The following is a 17,568-nucleotide window of genomic DNA, read 5'->3' as shown; positions in this document are numbered from 1 at the left end:
GTTTTGGATTGCGACCCTAGGAGCAACGACGTGCAGGAAGCACTAATGCAGCGATAGCAGGAGCGATAGCTGCCCGTAGGGTGAGCTGCAGGAGCAGCGAATCAGCCCCGTCCAAATCTGGCACCTCAACGAATTCGCCAACTCGGCTCCCGAAGTGGGGTCAGAACCCTAGGGTTCTGACCCCGGGTTCCTGCACAATGCGACGGAACAACCATGTTTGATTCTGGCTTGGGGGAGAACTCTTTTAATCCAACACCCGAATTTCAACCAACCAACGACACCAAAAACCCTCAACAAAAACACCCAAAACATAAAACCAAGAAAACGGCTCCACCTCTCGCTACCACAAAGTCACCAAACATCTCCCTACTTAATGATTTATAGGAGCAAATGATCAGTCCCGTGCAAATCTACAACCATAACAAATTCACCAACCCGGCTCCGAATTGGGGTCAGAACCCAAGGGTTCTGACCCCGAGGGCCTGCACAATGTTGATGGAATAGCCATTGCTTTAGGCGGAACCTTTCCATTCCAACACTCCACTTTCAACGATTCAACCAACGACACCACAAATCCTCAACAAAAACACCCAAACCATAAAACCAAGAAAACGACTCCATCCCCCGCTGCCGCAAGGCCACCAGTTCTTCCCCTTCAATAATGAGCCCGGCTTTAATCACAGCTACTGGGTTCTGCAATACACCAAGATCTTCCAGGGGGTTAGCCTCTAGCAACAACAAATCCGCCTTTAAACCCACCTTTAGCTGCCCTATTTCATTAGCCAAGCCAAAAGCCCTAGCAGGATTCACGGTAGCGGCCTGTAAAATAGTCCACTTATCAAGCCCTGCTTCCTCCCAAATCGCCATTTCTTGATGAGCTGAGTAACCCGCGGTTAGATACAAAGTGCCCGCATCGGAGCCAAGCAATAAAGTGATACCCTGCCTGTCGGCCTCTTGCAGCACCAACAATAAGAAGGCTCGCAACTGCTCATTCCACTTCTGATCATCAATGCCCGCTGCGAGCCAACGATTCACTGAAAACTCAGCATTTAGAAACCGAAAAAAAGGATTTATGGCCGCCAGGGGCAAGCTGTCCACATAACTTTGTTTATCTCGAGCCAGCCGGGTGAAATGATCTATCGAGGCCAGAGTCGGCGTGAGATAAGGGTCCAATTCACTAAGCTGTTGCAAGTACTCGCGGGCCTTTTCAATATCCAACTTATAAGCCAGCGGCCCCTGCACAATATCTTCTAGATGCTCTAAGGACTCAGCCTCAGCCAAGATGCCTATTGAGGATTGCCCTGCATGGGGGCCGTGCTTAGCCACGGGCAAGCCGATCTTTCTCGCCTCATCAAAAATCGCTTCCTGTACTTGCTGATCGAGATAGCTATAGACCTTTAGCGAATTAAAGCCTTGCTCTTTGTAAAGTCGAACACGCTGCCTAGCCTGCTCAGGGCTACTCACCACCTCCTGCATAAGATGTGCGTATTTCGGGCCATCCAGTACTGGCGAAGAAGTCAGTAAGCTGGCCTCTCCATAGGCCACAGCTTTCTGTTGATCACGCCAGCGCAGATGCACTGGAAATCCACGCAGGTTTCGGACCGTTGTCACCCCATAACTAAGATTAAGCGCCAGCTCACTTGGGCTATAAACGTGCACATGACTATCGATTAAACCGGGGCTTAAGTAGTGACCGGAAGCAGGCACAACTTTATAGCCAGGCTTAAGGGATTGGCTCGCACCTTCTATAGCCTTTATTCGCCCATCTGCTAGGTAAACATTCTGCCTGGCAATCACTCTCGTATTTGATACATCGAGTATCGCCACATCATTAATGACAATGGCCTGAGCCTCACCCAATTCCCACCTTTGCTCGTCAACCATACGCTGCCACTGCACAGCACTAACCAGTAAAAGCAATATCGCCAACATAGAAGCAGGCACTACTATGAGTAAAGCCTTTAACAATCTATGCATCATTTGAAAAGTTTTAAGCAACACCATCTGGCCCTCTAAGAGTTTGAAAGCCTAAAATTTATCCACTTAAGCAAAATGTTGCGTGCAGAATCGTGATTGTGAACGGTTCAGAATAAATATGGGGCTAGAATACACCGTAAATATCGACTTCTGATGAGATAAGCGATGATAGATGCAGCCAATGCCATTCAATTAATTTTTGCCTTTACGGCCATGTTTGGAATCATTCTGGTCTGGCCTAGCACCCGCTTCCGCCCACTAAGCCTTGCGCTATTGATGGAAGCTTCCTTAATGCTGTGTAATTTCGCTGAGGAAAGTGGCTTAAGCCAGCAACTCTGGGGCGAAACTCTGATTACTCCCATCTTTGGTTTGGGCTTTGGGCCAGCGCTATTTTTATTTACACGAGGCCTGGTGTTTTCAAACAAAGGACTAGCTTTCGATCAAGCCATACACTTTTTGCCTATGCTGCTGGTATTCTCCCTTGCCGCTATGCCACAGCTTATCATTGCTCTTGGCACCATCAGCTTGGTGGTTTATCTAAGTCTTTGCTGGAAACTAATGCGTGATTACGAGCAAGCCAGTCGCGACCGGCGCTCCGATGCACAAAACCTGACGCTAACTTGGCTGAAGCTTGTCCTCATACTCTATATCACTGCCATAGCCGTGGATGCCATTAGGCAAAACCTACAAACTGAGCTGCCCATTTCAATACTGGAGCCTTGGTATATCGCCACTCTACTAGTCTATTTAGGGCTCTGCTGCTTTTTGATTTATAAGGGCGTACATCAACCCGAGCTCTTTGATGGCCTAGAGCAATATCAAAAGGAGGCTCTAGAGGCCCTAGACCCACCATTGGATGAGACAGCAAACAGCCTATTTGAACAAATTAACAAGCAACTGCTTGAGCAAAAACTCTATCGCACACCGAGACTAAGCTTATCTGATCTATCTGAGCACACAGGCCTTACTGAAAAGGATATCTCCTGGGCAATCAACCAAGGCGGCGGACAAAGCTTTGCGGACTATATTAACCGCCTACGGATTGATGAAATTTGCGAAGAGATTCGATACAACGACAATCGGAGCCTGCTCGACCTTGCTTTAGCGGCAGGTTTTAATTCGAAATCCAGCTTTAATACCGTATTCAAGCGAATGACCGGCAAAACCCCAAGTCAATTTCAAAAAGAAGCTCTCAACTAAATGACCAGCACCAAGCTATCTAAGATCAGGATCATGATTCTGTACGTGCAAAATCCCTATATTGAACGCTTAAGCTAAAACAAAACCGCAAGATAGGCCTCATTACTTTGAACAAGGAGGCCAACATGGCACATATTGTTTTAGCAGGCGCAACAGGATACTTAGGGCGCTATCTCGCCCAGCAGTTTTATCGGGATGGTCATCAGCTAGGCTTGCTGCTTAGAGACGAGAAAAAACTAGAGCGCTTACAAATTCCGCACCATTATGTCGTCAAAACAGACTTTGGAAATAGCGATCACCTGCTGCATAAGATCCCAAGCTGCGACATCGTGGTTTCTTGCCTAGGGATCACCAAGCAGCAAGACGGCTTAAGCTACGAGGATGTCGATTATGCCATGAATGCTCGCCTGCTTGAGTTTGCCCAAAACTCACAAGCCAAACAGTTCATGTACATCAGCGTACTGAACGCCGAGAAAATGCAAAATCGCCTATGTCAGGCAAAGACAAAATTTACTCGTCAGTTAAAAAGCTCAAATATTGATTATCGAATTATTCGACCCAGTGGCTTTTTTAGTGATATCCAGAACATGCTACAGCAATGCGACGGCAAGTGTTTACCTATCTTGGGCAACGGCCAAAATTCGCTAAACCCAATTCACGGCCAAGACCTGGCCCAGTTTTGCGCAGAGGCACTCAAACTAACAAAACGCGAACTAAATATCGGTGGCCCGCTTAACTATACCCAAAAGGAATTAGCCCAGCTTATTCAAAGCCACTGCAAAAAGCCGACAAAAACATTTCAGCTAGGATCGCATTTGCAAGCTGCTGCAAAATTCATATGCAGGCTTGCACCTGAGCGCTGGACGGGAAGCGCCGAGTTCATTTTAGAAGCCTCATCGATAGACATGTCAGCCAGGAGATACGGTGATATTAAACTTGAAGATTTCCTATCACATAGCCAATCAAACAGTAATTGTTTTTCAAGTGTAGAAATCTCGGTAAACAATTCGGCAAACGACAATTTGGAAAACGGCAAATCGAAGGACGATCACGCTACGAACCCGCAGGAGGCAAACGATGTTTAACAAACCCTACCAAAGACTTTGTGAACTAACCCTCGCCGGCTTAGGGCTATTAGTAATCGCCGCACTCAATCAACCGGAAAATATCGATTTATATACCGACAGCATTCTTCGATATCTTTTTGCCATTGATTTGATGCAATGAATACTAGTCTCTGGCGCCACAAACGACATGATTTAAACCAGCTTAAAGTTTCGGGCTTGCATTTAGTTTATACATCATCAAATGATATCGACGGGCGGATAATTCAAAGGCTATATCAAGTAAATTCAATATAGCTCTTTAAAAACATCAATAATTTGTAAAGATTATAATAAAACAAAAACTTTACATTCTATGGCACGAACTATGCACATATCAAACTATGCTATCAGTTAGCGTCAATTAATTAGCACAGAACCTTCACTGAGCTTTACAGATATAAATAACTTCAACTACATTAATTACTAAGCAACTTTTTTTTATGATGTATGGTCTTAGTTACTAGTTAGCTTAACAATATATTTACCAGTGGTAATTGCCTTTGCAAATAAAAAGGCGTTTAATCATTACAGTTAGTAGTAAATGCTGAAACTTATGAACGGCATTTTCGGATGTTTTTTCACGTAGTAATCTTTATTAGAAGAGTGTTTTAAAAAGTATGTTTCTTGTTTCTTTACACTAATTTTGCTCTCGGGTGATTTGCCAAAACTCCCCTCAGAGCGGAGGACAGTAAGATGGGCATTTTCAATCACTTTCAAGACCGTTACGATGCTGGCCAAGAAGAAGAGCTAAGCATTCAAGAGTACTTAGCTTTATGCAAACAGGATAAAAGTGTCTACGCCACAGCTGCTGAGCGCTTGCTCAATGCCGTCGGTGAGCCAGAATTGATTGACACATCTCTTGATCCAAGGCTAAGTCGAATCTTCTCTAACAAAGTTATCAAGCGCTATAGTGCTTTTGAAGAGTTCTTCGGAATGGAAGAATGCATCGAACAAATCGTTGCCTTCTTTCGACACTCCGCGCAAGGCTTAGAAGAAAAGAAACAAATACTCTATTTACTGGGCCCAGTGGGTGGTGGTAAATCCTCACTGGCTGAACGTCTAAAAGCCCTTATGGAAAAAGAGCCTATATATTGCTTAAAAGGCTCCCCCGTCTTTGAATCACCATTGGGCCTATTCGACCCAAAAGAAGATGCCGACATCCTGCAAGAAGAATACGGTATCCCTAAGCGATACCTAGGCACCATCATGTCACCGTGGGCGGCAAAGCGCTTGCGAGAATATAATGGCGATATCAGCCAGTTTAAGGTTGTAAAGCTCAAGCCTTCAATTTTAAATCAAATTGCCATCTCGAAAACCGAGCCTGGCGATGAAAACAATCAAGATATTTCGTCGTTAGTGGGTAAAGTCGATATTCGAAAACTTGAAGACTTTCCTCAAAATGATACCGACGCCTATAGCTATTCCGGTGGTTTATGCCGTGCAAACCAAGGGCTGATGGAATTTGTGGAAATGTTCAAAGCCCCCATCAAGGTATTGCACCCACTATTAACCGCCACCCAAGAAGGCAACTACAACAGCACCGAAGGTCTAGGGGCAATCCCCTATGAAGGCGTGATTCTAGCGCACTCAAATGAGTCAGAGTGGCAGACATTCCGCAACAATAAAAACAATGAAGCGTTTTTAGATCGAATCTATATTGTTAAAGTGCCCTATTGCTTGCGCCTTACCGAAGAGATTGAGATTTATCATAAACTGATTGAAAACAGTTCTCTGTCTCAAGCTCCCTGCGCACCAGATACCTTGAAAATGTTGGCGCAATTCTCTGTACTGTCTCGCTTGAAAGAGCCAGAAAATTCCAACCTCTATTCGAAGATGAAGGTTTATGATGGCCAAAACTTAAAAGATACGGACCCTAAGGCAAAATCTATTCAAGAATATCGCGATATAGCAGGCGTGAATGAAGGCATGGACGGACTTTCTACCCGCTTTGCTTTTAAAATTCTTTCCAAAGTCTTCAACTTTGACGCCACCGAAGTCGCCGCCAACCCTGTACACCTGCTTTATGTGTTGGAGCAACAGATTGAGCAAGAACAATTCCCAGAAGAAATTCAAGCGAAATACCTTTCTTTTATTAAGGAGTTCTTAGCACCGAAATATGTAGAATTTATTGGCAAAGAAATTCAAACCGCATACCTAGAATCCTATACCGAATATGGTCAAAACATTTTTGACCGCTATGTCACCTATGCCGATTTCTGGATACAGGATCAAGAATATCGAGATCCAGAAACTGGCGAGATTTTAGATCGTGCTTCGCTCAATGAGGAGCTGGAAAAAATTGAAAAGCCGGCTGGCATTAGCAACCCTAAAGACTTCCGTAACGAAATTGTTAACTTTGTACTGCGCGCTAGAGCTAACAACAACGGACAAAACCCGCTATGGAACAGTTACGAGAAGCTTCGTCGGGTAATTGAGAAGAAAATGTTCTCAAATACCGAAGACCTTCTTCCCGTTATTTCATTTAACACCAAGGCCTCGGCCAATGACCAGAAGAAGCACCAAGATTTTGTTGCCCGCATGATTGATCGCGGCTATACCGAGAAACAAGTTCGCTTGCTATCTGAGTGGTATTTGAGGGTAAGGAAATCGCAGTGATATATACAGCTCAAAAAACACAGGGTTTAGCAATGTCATAAGGATCTTTTATGAATTATGTTATCGATCGTCGCTTAAACGGCAAGCAAAAAAGTCTGGTAAATCGCCAGCGGTTTTTAGAGCGCTACCGCAAGCAGATCAAACAATCGGTAGAAAAAGCCGTGGGCGATCGCTCGATAACGGACATCAATAAAGGCGAAAAAATCAGTATTCCAAGAAAAGACACCGATGAACCCGTATTTCGTCACGGTAAAGGCGGCTTCCAAGAGCAGGTTCTCCCTGGTAACAAGGAGTTTATCAGTGGAGACCGCTTTAAGCGCCCTGAAGGCGGTGGCGGGCAAGGCTCAGGGCCAGGTCAAGCCAGCAATAGCGGCGAAGGCATGGATGATTTTGTATTTGAAATCAGCCAAAGCGAATTTCTCGATTTCATGTTCGAAGACCTCGAGCTTCCTAATCTAGTAAAACGCCATTTAATGGGCGATGTAGAATACAAAACTCATCGGGCTGGTGTGGCCGATGTGGGTAATCCAGGCCAGATCAATATTGTTCGCAGTATGCGTTCAGCCTCGGCAAGACGTATGGCGCTAGGTGGTAAAGACAGAAGGCGCCTTAGAGTTCTAGAGGCCGAGTTACAGCAGCTCATGCTAGCTCCTATTCCCGATACCGAGCATCAGCAACAACTAGAAAACGAAATCCATCACCTAAGGGGACGCCTTAAGCGCATTCCCTGGCTTGATGACTTTGATATCAAATACAACCTGCATGTTAAGCAGCCTGTACCGCGCTCCCAGGCGGTTATGTTTTGCCTAATGGATGTTTCGGGCTCGATGACTCAAGGCATCAAAGATATTGCGAAGCGTTTTTTTATATTGCTATACCTGTTTTTACAAAGAAATTATGAACATACTGATGTCGTCTTTATTCGCCATCACACCAGCGCCAAAGAAGTCGATGAACAAGAGTTTTTTTACTCCAGAGAAACTGGTGGCACCATCGTATCTAGCGCTCTTAAGCTCATGCAGGAAATCGTCGACAAACGCTACCCCCCTGCCCAATGGAACATCTATGGCGCCCAGGCTTCAGATGGGGACAACTGGAATGATGATTCCAGTAATTGCTCCAGAATACTAGCTAACGGTCTACTCGAAAAAGTACAGCACTTTTCCTATATCGAGATTACCGAGCAAGATCATCAGTCTTTATGGCACGAGTATCAGCAAATTCAAGGTCAATTCAGCGACGTTTTCGCCATGCAAAATATTCGTACCGCCGCTGATATCTACCCTGTTTTTCGTGAGTTATTTCAACGTAAGCTAGGGCAAGAAAATATAGGGGCCACGTCATGAAAAACAGCAGCTATATTTCTACCGACTCAGAGTGGACCTTTGAGCTCATAGAGCGTTATGATCAGGAAATCGGTAAAATTGCCAATGAATTTCAACTGGATACCTATCCCAATCAAATCGAGATCATCAGTTCAGAGCAGATGATGGATGCCTATGCCAGTGCTGGCATGCCCTTGGGCTACCACCACTGGAGCTACGGTAAGCAATTCATTAATGTCGAACAATCTTACCGTCGTGGCCAAATGGGTTTAGCCTACGAGATTGTTATTAACTCAAACCCCTGTATTGCCTATCTTATGGAAGAGAACAGCATGACCATGCAAGCTTTAGTTATCGCTCATGCAAGCTATGGTCATAACTCTTTTTTTAAGGGCAACTATATGTTCCGCAGCTGGACAGATGCGGATTCCATTATCGATTATTTGCTGTTTTCCAAAAACTATATTGCCGAGTGCGAGCAACGTTATGGCGTCAGTCAAGTGGAAGAATTACTGGATTCATGCCACGCCTTAATGAACTACGGTGTTGACCGCTACCGTCGCCCCTACCCTATCTCGGCCGCCGAAGAAGAAGATCGCCAAAAAGAACGTGAGATCTTATTACAACAACAGGTGAATGAATTATGGCGCACCATTCCGGAGTCCGAAAAGAATAACAACTATCAAGAAGAGCTTCTCTTTCCCAGTGAGCCCCAGGAAAACTTACTCTATTTCATTGAAAAAAATGCGCCTTTATTAGAGCCATGGCAAAGAGAAATCGTACGTATTGTTCGAAAGACTGCCCAGTACTTTTATCCTCAACGCCAAACGCAAGTTATGAATGAAGGCTGGGCCACCTTCTGGCATTACACTCTATTGAACACCTTATATGATAGAGGCCTCGTGAACGACGGATTTATGCTGGAGTTTTTGCAATCCCATAGCGGGGTCATTATGCAGCCCGGCTTCGACACACCCTATTACAATGGTATAAATCCATATGCCCTGGGCTTTGCGATGATGTCTGATATTCGCAGAATTAGCGAAAACCCCAGCGATGAAGATCGCTATTGGTTCCCTGAGCTGGCCGGTAAGGATTGGCTGGAGAATTTACACGCTGCAATGAGAGATTTTAAGGACGAAAGCTTTATTCTGCAGTACTTATCACCAAAGCTAATGCGTGATTTTAAGCTATTTAGCTTAGTAGACGACGACAAAGACTCTGAGCTGGAAATCTCGGCAATCCACGACGAATCCGGCTACCAGTCTCTGCGCGAAGCCATGGGCAATCAATACAATCTGCAAAATCGAGAACCTAATATACAAGTCTATAATGCTAATGTTCGTGGCGATAGATCACTCACTCTGCATCATATTCGCCATGAGCGTAAACCACTTGATGAAAGCGCAGACGAAGTTCTTAAACATGTTCATCGCTTGTGGGGTTTCCCAGTAAAACTCATATCGGTAGAACCGCAAAACGATTCAGTTTGCCCTATCCCGCTACAAGAATTCCACTGCCCCAAGCTAGAGCTGACACAGTAGCGCTAGCAAATCCTTCTTAAATCCTTTATAAAAGATGAGGCCTTTTTTATGGCCTCAGCTTTCCGGCCAATGATGCCAACAAAGCGGTAGAAGCTGTCAATATTGGCTAAATCCCCCCCTTACTACAAGAAGGCGCGATATGAAACTGTATGGATTTTGTGCAAGTAACTATTACAACGCTGTTAAGCACCTACTACTTGCCAAAGGTTTAACATTCGAAGAAGTTAAAGAATTCCCTAGCCAAGATCCGGCCTATTTAGAAATTCACCCTCTTGGTAAAGTGCCTGCGCTCGGTACAGAGAAAGGTGCTATTTCAGAAACCGACATTATCATGGATTATGTCGATGGCTTGGAAGGCCCCAAGTTTTTCCCCGAAGACGCTTTCGAAAAAGCAAAATGCCGTGAAATCATGAAAGTTGCAGAGCTTTATATAGAGCTACCTGCACGCCGCAACAATCCAGAAGTGCTGATAGGTAATCCACGCTGTGAAACCGCCTACCAAGAAGCACGTCCGCTTATGGAGAAAGGCTTTAAGGCACTAGACACTCTCTGCCAATGCTCCCCCTATTTAATGGGTGACAAAATGACTGCTGCGGATATCTTCGTACGATACGCTTTGGTGGTTGGAAATATGGTTGCCGCAAAGATCTACGACTGGAAGCCTCTAGACGAATACCCAGCCCTTAAGGCATGGAACAAGCTAATGCGCGAGGACCCCATCTCTCAAAAAGTCGATCAAGACTCTCAGGCCGCCATGAAAGATCTAATGGATTACTTCGCGAAATTTAAAAAGTAAATCAGAAAAAACGCTAGGATAAATTGCTTTTGGATTAGCACTCAGTTAAAGGAATCTCGGTCGCAATCAGTTAAACGATAACTAATTGCGACCGAATAAAAGCGAGCTACTAACGTAAGTCTTTACGTAAAATTTTACCTACAGCCGTTTTTGGCAGTTCATCTCGAAATTCAATGTGCTTAGGTACTTTATATGCCGTTAGATTTTCGCGACAATAATCAATCACCTGCTTCTCACTCAGATCGCCATCGCGAACCAAGAACAGCTTCACAACCTCACCGGATTTTTCGTCTTCGACACCGATAGCGGCGGCTTCGACAACTTGTGGGTGCTGGCAGATAACATCTTCAATTTCATTCGGGAATACATTAAAGCCGGAAACAATAATCATATCCTTCTTGCGATCTACGATACGAATATAGCCATCTTCTTGAATAACGGCCATATCACCAGTTCGCAACCAACCGTCTTCACTAAGCACTTCAGCAGTTGCCTCAGGGCGCTGCCAATAGCCCTTCATTACCTGTGGGCCCTTAACACACAGCTCGCCAGGCTCTCCCGCGGGCTGACTATTGCCATCAGCATCAACCACCTTTACTTCGGTCCCAGGAACAGGCGTACCCACAGTGCCACGCTGAATCGCATGGGATGGGTTTGAAGATACTACAGGACTGGTTTCGGTTAGGCCGTAACCCTCAGCAGGCATAACACCAGTAAGTTCCTGCCATTGGTTTGCAGCATCCTCCGTCAAGGCCATGCCGCCAGAGGCGGTATGGCGTAGGGAAGACAAATCAATTTTTCTAAATTCCGGATTACGCGCCAGAGCGGTAAACAAGGTATTAATACCCACCAAAGAAGTAAATTTGTGCTTTTTAACTTCGTTGATGAATGCAGGGATATCACGTGGATTAGGAATTAAAACGCTGTGGTTACCAGTCATGGCCAAAGCCATACAGTTCGAAGTGAATGCATAGATGTGATAAAGCGGTAAGGGGGCGATAGCACACTCAACCCCTTCTTGAATATCATCACCAACATGGGCCAACAGCTGCTCCATATTCGCCACAAGGTTGTTGTGGGTTAGCATGGCACCTTTGGCTACACCGGTAGTACCGCCGGTATATTGCAGTACAGCAACATCGTTAATGTCTTTTACCACGGGCTTATAAGGGGCAGAACCTTTGGCCAAAGCATCACGCAAGCTTAGCTGATTAGGGAAACGGAATTCAGGCACCATCTTCTTTAGATGCTTCACCGCAAAATTCATAATGGTGCGCTTAAGCGGCGGGTGCATATCGGCAATATCAGTAACGATAACCTGCTCTACCTGGGTTTCGTCAATCACCTTGGCCGCTACATCGGCAATATTGGATAAAACCACTAAGGCTTTTGCGCCAGAATCGTTAAACTGATGCTTTACTTCACGAGCGGTATACAATGGGTTGGTGTTAACCACCACTAGACCCGCACGAATTGCGCCATAAACAACTACGGGATATTGCAACACATTCGGCAGTTGAATAGCGATTCTATCGCCTTCTTCGAGATTGGTATGATTCTGTAAGTAGCTTGCAAACTGAGCACTTAAACGATCGAGATCGCCATAGGTCAGTGTCTGCCCCATACAACTAAAAGCTTTATTTGCGGCGTATTTCTTGAATACGTCGTCTAGCACATCAATAATCGTGCGTTTATCTTGGTTCACAATCGCGTCCTCTATTCCGTACTAAAGGCATTTAAATATCGTTGTTTTAATGCCTTAACTTTATTCTATTTTTATTGTGTTGTTTGTTAATTTTTATTATCCCAGCAAGAGTATTGTGCCTAGCCACATGGAAAATTTGCCTAGCCACATAGCAAAAAAGGACCACCGAAGTGATCCTTTAAATTTAAGCGCCAACTAATTCTGCGAAGATCGCTTAGCTGCACGCTCGGGCACAAACAAGCTATCGATCATTGCCGCCAAACGTTGATCACCTTCGGCTTTCACCTTGCCAAACATAAAGGCCTGCATACCACTGAATTTACCGGCCAAAATATCTAACAGGGTTTCGGAGTCCATACTAATACAAACTGAAGGGGATTCATGCTCCCCTACCTGTATATGACACTCGCCCTTATCAATGACTAAAAAGTAATTCCCTGCATCAGAAATTTCAAACTGTACCACTTCCGTTAAATCAGCGGCCGCTTCGCGATTGAAATTTGCGATCAGTTCTTCTCGTAAGCCATCAAATGGGCTCATGTCTACTCCAACTTCACTTCAGATTTACTTCAAACTCTTTCAAATTTATTGAAATTAAAAGGCGAAGTGTTCTTGATCCAACTCCATCAAGTTGTTCAAACCAGACTTAATGGTAATCGCCAAACTGCTGGTGCGCGGCAAGATACGCTCGAAGTAGAAACGTGCTGTTGCAATTTTCGCTTTGTAGAACTCTTCATCAGTAGTTCCCGCAGCCAAAGTATCTTGTGCTTTTTTGGCGGCCAAAGCCCAGAAATAGCCCAACATGGCATAGCCAGAGTACATTAGGTAATCGACCGAAGCCGCACCAACTTCATCGGCATTCTCCATCGCTTTACCGCCGATGTGCATGGTTAGCTCACCCAACTCATTATTGGCTTGCTGTAAAGGAGCGATAAACTCTTGCATACCTTCAACGTCAGCATTGGCCTGGCAGAATTTGTGAACCATTTTGGTATAGCCCTTCAGCAGCTCACCACCAGAACCTAGAACCTTACGGCCCAGTAGGTCGAGTGCCTGAATACCTGTGGTACCTTCGTACAACATGGAGATACGACAGTCGCGGACGTTTTGCTCCATGCCCCACTCAGAGATAAAGCCATGACCACCAAAGCACTGTAAGCCAAGGTTGGCAGACTCAAAACCGGTTTCGGTTAAGAAGGCTTTAGCAATTGGAGTGATGAAAGACAACATGTCATCAGCCGCTTTACGAGCTTCTTCATCTTCAGAGTGCTGCATGATGTCTACAAGGTGCGCACCGTAGTAAATCATCATACGGCCACCTTCAGCGAAGGCCTTCTGAGTTAGCAACATGCGACGAACATCTGGGTGTACAATAATTGGATCAGCTGGGCCTTCAGGGTTTTTAACACCCGATAGAGAACGCATCTGCAAACGCTCGCGAGCGTAATCTAGAGATTTCTGGTAACCCACTTCGGCATGGGCCAAGCCCTGTACCGCAGTACCCAAGCGAGCGGTGTTCATAAAGGTGAACATGGCCATCAAGCCTTTGTTTGGCTCACCAATCAAATAACCTTTAGCATTGTCGAAGTTCATCACACAGGTGGCATTACCATGGATACCCATTTTGTGCTCGATTGAGCCACAGTGCACGCCATTGCGATCAGCAACTTCGCCATTGGCATCAACATTCATTTTAGGAACGATAAATAGCGAGATACCTTTGGTACCTGCCGGAGCATCCGGAAGGCGCGCCAAAACGATATGTACGATGTTCTCGGCCATATCATGCTCACCGGCTGAGATGAAAATCTTAGTACCGCTTACCGCGTAGCTGCCATCGGCATTTGGCTCGGCTTTGGTACGCAACATACCTAGATCAGTACCACAATGTGGCTCAGTCAGACACATAGTGCCAGTCCAAGAACCTTCGATCATCTTGGTCAAATAAACTTGCTTTTGCTCTTCACTACCATGCTCTTCAACGGTATTAATCGCGCCGTGAGAAAGACCAGGGTACATACCCCAAGCCCAGTTGGCGCAACCTTGCATTTCTGAAAGAACAATACCTAGAGAGCCAGGTAAACCTTGACCACCGTAGTTAACATCAGCGGTCATCGAAGGCCAGCCAGCTTCAACAAACTGCTGATAGGCTTCTTTAAAACCCGTAGGCGTGGTAACAACACCGTCTTCCCACTTACAGCCTTCTTCATCACCTACTTTGTTTAGCGGTGCCAATACGTTTTCGCAAAACTTTGCGGACTCTTCGATAATTGCTGAAACTACGTCGGTAGTGGCATCTTCGCAGCCTGGTAGAGACTGATAATGAGCTGGAAAGTCCAACAGTTCGTTCATCACAAACTGTATTTCACGCATCGGGGCTTTATATTCGGCCATGTTAACCTCGGTTAAGAATTTATAGGGTTTCTATGGTGAGTGAGAATCGCCGAAAGCTCGATTTCCAACAATAGCCAGACTGACCAGTTTGGCTGACAAATCGGGCCAGAAGTGACAGTCTGGCAACAACCAAATGTTACACAAAAGCTATACAGCGGAGTGGCCAGGGGCATAGGGCTTCCCTTCAGTTGATGTATTAAGATCTCTTTGAAAGACGAGACAAGAGGGCTTTTGATAAATCAGCTTAATCAAGCGATCAGTTAAAGAACTTTATTTAGCGGAATCAATAATCAGTCGCTATATAAAGCTCCGCAATAAAAACCGCGGGAAATAACAAGCCCCAATAAATATGAGGCTTTTAAACAAGGGGCTTTTAAAGCCCGCTATTTGGCAGGCTTGTGATTAGCAAGTTGCTTACGGTAATCACCAGGCGTTACGCCCGTCCACTTTTTGAAGGCGCGGAAGAAGGCGCTACTTTCGTCAAAACCTAAACGTTCGGCAATACAGGCGTTGTTTAGATCTGGACAACTTAAATAGTGAAATGCCGCTTCCATTCGACACTCATCTTTAAGCTTTTGATAAGAGGTATCTTCAGCCTGAAGCTTTCGGCGCAATGTCGTCACCGATAGATTTAAACGCGAAGCCACCTCTTCTGCACTCGGCATTGCATCACTCACATCTTTCGAAAGAATAGCGCGCACCTTGGCTTTTAAACTTCGCTGAGCACTGTCATTAATGACTAAGTGATAGGGTCCCGACCGTAAAAAATCAAATAGGGTTTCACGATTTTGTACCAGCGGATAGTCCAAATATTCCGCTGGGAATTCCAGCAGGTTTTCGGACTGCTCGAAATACAATTCAGCCGGGTAGCTTTCTGCCAAAACCTGAAATTCTTCAGGGCAGTTAAAAGTAAAACACAATGCACTAAGGGGAATTTCTTGGCCGATTAACCAGCAGTTAAAGCGATGCCACACTGCCATGGTAGTACGAATCTTGTCAGGGCTAGAATTGGCGATTAGATCCGCCGCCCCTTCCCCTTCAGGCCCATTAATTCGTCGCATAACGACTTGGGCCTTATCACCGTCTTCTTGCAGCTCACCTCGAACGATAAATCCACGAGCAACTTCACTGAATTCGGCGGCACGACTAATTGCTTGTCGTAAGGTATTACAAGACAGAACGGCATAGCAAAGCATGCGAAAAGATCCCAAACGCACTTTACCTGAGCTGATCATGCCAAACAGCTCATCTTGCATAACAATCATGACCTGCTGATAAAGCTGGCCATATTTTACGGCGGAAAAATACAAAGCATCTTCCAACTCTTGTCGGTCAATCGCTAGATCATTCAGCAGCCGATCGATATCGCAGCCTTTTTCTTCAGCTGCCTGCAATAATGATCTTGCATAAGCGGTTGGTACACAGGTTGTATCTGGGCTTCTCAAGCTTAATATTCCTTAAATACTCTACTTAAAATAAACGTCGAATCAGCTTAATCACAACAATAGTACAAAAGGCTGCCGCCACCACAATAGCCAACAACAGCACAGTCATTATTAAAAAATTTAGCGCTTTATCTACTGGAAGATCCCAACCAAATATCGCTGCGGCGATAAACGCCAAGGAACCCAATAATAGAGAAACAAACAGGGAACGCTTTTTAAAACCGACTTTAATCATAGTCTCACTTTAGAACCTACTTTGAACAGCTTAAGAACAAGCTGCGGCGCCGTCTTAGCCAGCGCCAATAAGCTGCGCATTATAGGCCACTTCCCGCTAATGAGTAAGCGTTGAAAGAGCCATTAAATAAAGCAGCCCTTGCCTACCTAAAGGTAGGTAAGGGCTGATCTAAGACTGAGACAAGGATAGTGTAATTCTGGCCCATCGGCGGCTAGCAAGGTTTGCCAAAAAAGTGGCCTAGCGCCAAGGCGACACCATTCTCATCGGAACTCGGGCAAACAACATCGGCGCAGGCCTGCACATCGGCAGCCGCGTTCCCCATAGCCACCCCCAAGCCCGCACGCCGCAAAAACACTTTATCGGAGCCCGCATCACCAAAAGCCATAACATTTTGTGCAGTCAGACCGTAGTGCTTCAGTAAGGCATCGAAAGCCAAGTGCTTGTCAGCCGCCTTGGGGATAACACTGGCAAAGCGCCAATTTGAATAAGCTGGCAACTTGGCATAAGCAAAATGCAAATGCGGGAAGCGTCTTTCCAGATCCGCTAGCAAACTGCTCTGCCTGGCATCCTCCCCCAGCAGGACTTTTAACCAAGGTGATGGATACACATCCTTTTCAGCACTCAAATCCAATACTTCCTGAATATCCATTTGACGCGGCTGCACCCGCAACTGCTTGCTGTGCTCGGCCAGTATTTCAGGCACGGTGATGTGCTTAGGGTCGACGATAAACTGCTGATCATCGTAGAGTTCGAAATAAAGCCCCAGCTCTTGGGCTGCAGCAAACAAGGCTCGGGCGTCATTGAGGGCTAGACTATGCTGAGTAATTGACTGCTTATTTGCCGCTCGATACAGCAAGCCACCAGTATAAAATAGGCCTGTGTCGATCAAGCCCAATTCATCAATCAAAAACTGACAGGCGAAAGGAGGACGCCCTGAAGCAATGGCCAATTTAAAACCTCTCGCTCGCAGCATTGCTAAGGACTGCTGTAGCTCAGCACTATAGTGCCCGGAACTATCCAGCAACGTGCCATCAACATCAAAGAAAATGAGCTGTATATTGGATGCAACATCCGGATTTAATTGAGCAAAGGGTTTGGGGCTAGACATAAAACTTGGACTTTTAGAAAACAACGATCATCTGTGCTTCGATCAGACTGACGGTGAATAGAATAGCGAATAGAGTAAATGCAAAGCTATTGTAGCCCAATTACAGTCTGGGACTAT

The 17,568-nt window shown here is 45.4% G+C and carries 14 protein-coding genes; 7 read left to right on the top strand and 7 right to left on the bottom strand.

Annotated elements, in window-relative coordinates:
* Positions 1-546: 546 nt before the first annotated feature.
* Positions 547-2,004 (bottom strand): amidohydrolase family protein, encoded by a 1,458-nt coding sequence (locus Q1A41_RS03505; RefSeq protein WP_299974769.1) that lies wholly within the window; start codon positions 2,002-2,004, stop codon positions 547-549.
* 138 nt (positions 2,005-2,142) lie between these two features.
* Here Q1A41_RS03505 and Q1A41_RS03500 point away from each other — a divergent pair, with 138 nt between their 5' ends.
* The 7 genes from Q1A41_RS03500 to Q1A41_RS03470 all read left to right on the top strand — a co-directional run bounded on the left by Q1A41_RS03500 (position 2,143) and on the right by Q1A41_RS03470 (position 10,564).
* On the top strand, positions 2,143-3,177 hold the full coding sequence (locus tag Q1A41_RS03500; protein ID WP_299974767.1) for a helix-turn-helix domain-containing protein: 1,035 nt from the start codon (positions 2,143-2,145) through the stop codon (positions 3,175-3,177).
* 125 nt (positions 3,178-3,302) lie between these two features.
* Positions 3,303-4,262, top strand: a complete 960-nt coding sequence (locus tag Q1A41_RS03495) for an NAD(P)H-binding protein (protein ID WP_299974764.1) — start codon at positions 3,303-3,305, stop codon at positions 4,260-4,262.
* Complete coding sequence (locus Q1A41_RS03490; protein WP_299974762.1) at positions 4,255-4,404, top strand: hypothetical protein; 150 nt, start codon at positions 4,255-4,257, stop codon at positions 4,402-4,404. The genes Q1A41_RS03495 and Q1A41_RS03490 overlap by 8 nt, the downstream gene beginning before the upstream one ends.
* A gap of 572 nt (positions 4,405-4,976) precedes the next feature.
* Positions 4,977-6,899, top strand: a complete 1,923-nt coding sequence (locus tag Q1A41_RS03485; RefSeq protein ID WP_299974759.1) for a PrkA family serine protein kinase — start codon at positions 4,977-4,979, stop codon at positions 6,897-6,899.
* 50 nt (positions 6,900-6,949) lie between these two features.
* Entirely contained in the window at positions 6,950-8,245 is a 1,296-nt protein-coding gene (locus Q1A41_RS03480; protein WP_299974757.1) for a YeaH/YhbH family protein, read from the top strand.
* Positions 8,242-9,768 (top strand): SpoVR family protein, encoded by a 1,527-nt coding sequence (locus Q1A41_RS03475; protein WP_299974754.1) that lies wholly within the window; start codon positions 8,242-8,244, stop codon positions 9,766-9,768. The genes Q1A41_RS03480 and Q1A41_RS03475 overlap by 4 nt, the downstream gene beginning before the upstream one ends.
* 139 nt (positions 9,769-9,907) lie before the next feature.
* Positions 9,908-10,564, top strand: a complete 657-nt coding sequence (locus tag Q1A41_RS03470) for a glutathione S-transferase family protein (protein ID WP_299974751.1) — start codon at positions 9,908-9,910, stop codon at positions 10,562-10,564.
* 109 nt (positions 10,565-10,673) lie between these two features.
* Here the strand turns inward: Q1A41_RS03470 and Q1A41_RS03465 are convergent, their stop codons facing one another.
* The 6 genes from Q1A41_RS03465 to Q1A41_RS03440 form a co-directional block, all read right to left on the bottom strand.
* Complete coding sequence (locus tag Q1A41_RS03465; RefSeq protein ID WP_299974749.1) at positions 10,674-12,269, bottom strand: AMP-binding protein; 1,596 nt, start codon at positions 12,267-12,269, stop codon at positions 10,674-10,676.
* A 195-nt stretch (positions 12,270-12,464) separates the two neighbouring features.
* Positions 12,465-12,809 carry an SCP2 sterol-binding domain-containing protein gene (locus tag Q1A41_RS03460; protein ID WP_299974747.1) on the bottom strand — a complete coding sequence of 115 codons (345 nt, stop codon included), beginning with the start codon at positions 12,807-12,809 and terminating at the stop codon, positions 12,465-12,467.
* A gap of 54 nt (positions 12,810-12,863) precedes the next feature.
* On the bottom strand, positions 12,864-14,663 hold the full coding sequence (locus tag Q1A41_RS03455; RefSeq protein ID WP_299974744.1) for an acyl-CoA dehydrogenase C-terminal domain-containing protein: 1,800 nt from the start codon (positions 14,661-14,663) through the stop codon (positions 12,864-12,866).
* A 383-nt stretch (positions 14,664-15,046) separates the two neighbouring features.
* Positions 15,047-16,108, bottom strand: coding sequence for an AraC family transcriptional regulator (locus tag Q1A41_RS03450; protein ID WP_299974742.1), 1,062 nt, complete (start codon positions 16,106-16,108; stop codon positions 15,047-15,049).
* A gap of 25 nt (positions 16,109-16,133) precedes the next feature.
* On the bottom strand, positions 16,134-16,343 hold the full coding sequence (locus tag Q1A41_RS03445; protein WP_299768010.1) for a hypothetical protein: 210 nt from the start codon (positions 16,341-16,343) through the stop codon (positions 16,134-16,136).
* Between the two features lie 211 nt (positions 16,344-16,554).
* Positions 16,555-17,451: an HAD family hydrolase gene (locus tag Q1A41_RS03440; RefSeq protein WP_299974739.1), complete on the bottom strand. Its 897-nt coding sequence runs from the start codon at positions 17,449-17,451 to the stop codon at positions 16,555-16,557.
* Between the last annotated feature and the right edge of the window lie 117 nt (positions 17,452-17,568).

The organism is uncultured Pseudoteredinibacter sp., assembly GCF_947502065.1.
In the GTDB taxonomy this organism is placed as follows: Bacteria; Pseudomonadota; Gammaproteobacteria; order Pseudomonadales; family Cellvibrionaceae; genus Pseudoteredinibacter.
The sequence above is the reverse complement of the archived record's forward strand: the minus strand, read 5'-3'. Positions and strand labels throughout refer to the sequence as shown.